The following is a 1908-nucleotide window of genomic DNA, read 5'->3' as shown; positions in this document are numbered from 1 at the left end:
CACGCTTAAAAATAATAAAAGCAGACTTGACCTGATAGTTTGGCTGTGAGCAATTATGTGCTTAGTGCATCTAACGCCGGAGTTAAGCCGCCGCGCGTAGCGCGGTCGGCTTGAACGAATTGTTAGACATCATTTACCAACTGACTTGATGATCTCGCCTTTCACAAAGCGAATAAATTCTTCCAAGTGATCTGCGCGTGAGGCCAAGTGATCTTCTTTTTGTCCCAGATAAGCTTGCTTAGCTTCAAGTAAGACGGGCTGATACTGGGCAGGTAGGCGTTTTATTGCCCAGTCGGCAGCGACATCCTTCGGCGCGATTTTGCCGGTTATTGCGCTGTACCAAATGCGGGACAACGTAAGCACTACATTTCGCTCATCGCCGGCCCAGTCGGGCTGCGAGTTCCATAGCTTCAAGGTTTCCCTCAGCGCCTCGAATAGATCCTGTTCAGGAACCGGGTCAAAGAATTCCTCCGCTGCCGGACCTACCAAGGCAACGCTATGTTCTCTTGCTTTTGTAAGCAGGATAGCTAGATCAATGTCGATCATGGCTGGCTCGAAGATACCCGCAAGAATGTCATTGCGCTGCCATTCTCCAAATTGCAGCTCGCGCTTAGCCGGATAACGCCACGGGATGATGTCGTCATGCACGACAAGGGTGACTTCTATAGCGCGGAGCGTCTCGCTCTCGCCAGGGAAAGCCGAAGCCTCCATAAGATCATTGAGCAATGCTCGCCGCGTCGTTTCATCAAGCTTTACGGCCACAGTAACCAACAAATCAATATCGCTGTATGGCTTCAGGCCGCCATCCACTGCGGAGCCGTACAAATGCACGGCCAGCAACGTTGATTCCAGATGGCGCTCAATGACGCTTAGCACCTCTGATAGTTGGTTCGAAATTTCGATGGTCACCGCTTCCCTCATGATGTCTAACGGGCGAGGTAAGCCGACCGCAGAATGCGGGTCGGCTTGACCGAAATGTTAGAACCAGAAGCCAAAACGGATAACTTGAATTTGGCGACGGGCGCTAACCGTGAAAAAACGCTGCGCCACCGAGGCGGCACAGCACTGCAAAAACGATAGCTGCTTGCGCTTGCTACGCAAGGGCTAGAGGCCAAAAAGACTGAAAACCTGCGCAGCCCATGCAGGCGAAGCCCGGAAAAAAGGCAAAACAGGCACTGAATAACGCCTGAAAAGCTAAATGCCGTTTGAATAAACATGAGCTAAATAAAGCTGGGTTTCAGTGGTGCTAACGTTGGACGTAACGAGAGCCGGAGCGCAGCGGAGGGAACCAAAATGCGCAGCATTTTGGCGTCCCGTTGACGGAATGGTTAGCCGTTTCGACGCGCATAAACGGAGTGGGTGTACGGAATTACAGCTTGAATGGTTTCGGTTGAGACAAGCTCGAATTCTGTTTCGTTGAGCATTGGGAAGAAGGCGTCACCCTCGAAGGTTTGATGTACCTCAGATAGAAACACGCCGTGGGCGTGAGGTAGTGCCAGAGTGTATATCTCAGCTCCGCCCGCGACGTAGAGTTCATTGCCGAGTTCGGATGCCAAAGCGATAGCGTGCGACAGCGTTGAAACAACTACGCAGCCAGTGGCGCGGTAGTTAGCTTGGCGTGAGATTACCAATGTGTGACGGTTCGGTAGAGGCTTGCCGATAGACTCAAAGGTCTTTCGCCCCATGACAACGACTTTTCCCTCAGTGAGTCTGCGAAAAATCTTCTGCTCACCCGGAATTTTCCAGGGGATATTAGGACCATTGCCAATAACCCGATTGGCTCCCATCGCAGCAACGAGATAAATGCGTACTGATTCCGAGTTCATATGGCTAACTTTGTTTTAGGGCGACTGCCCTGCTGCGTAACATCGTTGCTGCTCCATAACATCAAACATCGACCCACGGCGT

Annotated in this window: 2 protein-coding genes and 1 pseudogene; all 3 read right to left on the bottom strand. The window is 51.6% G+C overall.

The window, feature by feature from the left end; translation table 11 throughout:
* Positions 1–82: 82 nt before the first annotated feature.
* A pseudogene (locus ACEQFP_RS17385) lies at positions 83–921 on the bottom strand (AadA family aminoglycoside 3''-O-nucleotidyltransferase).
* A gap of 5 nt (positions 922–926) precedes the next feature.
* Positions 927–1217 carry a DUF1010 domain-containing protein gene (locus tag ACEQFP_RS17380; RefSeq protein ID WP_001336345.1) on the bottom strand — a complete coding sequence of 97 codons (291 nt, stop codon included), beginning with the start codon at positions 1215–1217 and terminating at the stop codon, positions 927–929.
* Positions 1218–1328: 111 nt separating this feature from the next.
* Complete coding sequence (gene dfrA12, locus ACEQFP_RS17375) at positions 1329–1826, bottom strand: trimethoprim-resistant dihydrofolate reductase DfrA12 (RefSeq protein ID WP_001083725.1); 498 nt, start codon at positions 1824–1826, stop codon at positions 1329–1331.
* Positions 1827–1908 lie beyond the last annotated feature (82 nt).

Source organism: Edwardsiella sp. A.80236 (assembly GCF_044540725.1).
In the GTDB taxonomy this organism is placed as follows: domain Bacteria; phylum Pseudomonadota; class Gammaproteobacteria; order Enterobacterales; family Enterobacteriaceae; genus Edwardsiella; species Edwardsiella tarda.
The sequence above is the reverse complement of the archived record's forward strand: the minus strand, read 5'-3'. Positions and strand labels throughout refer to the sequence as shown.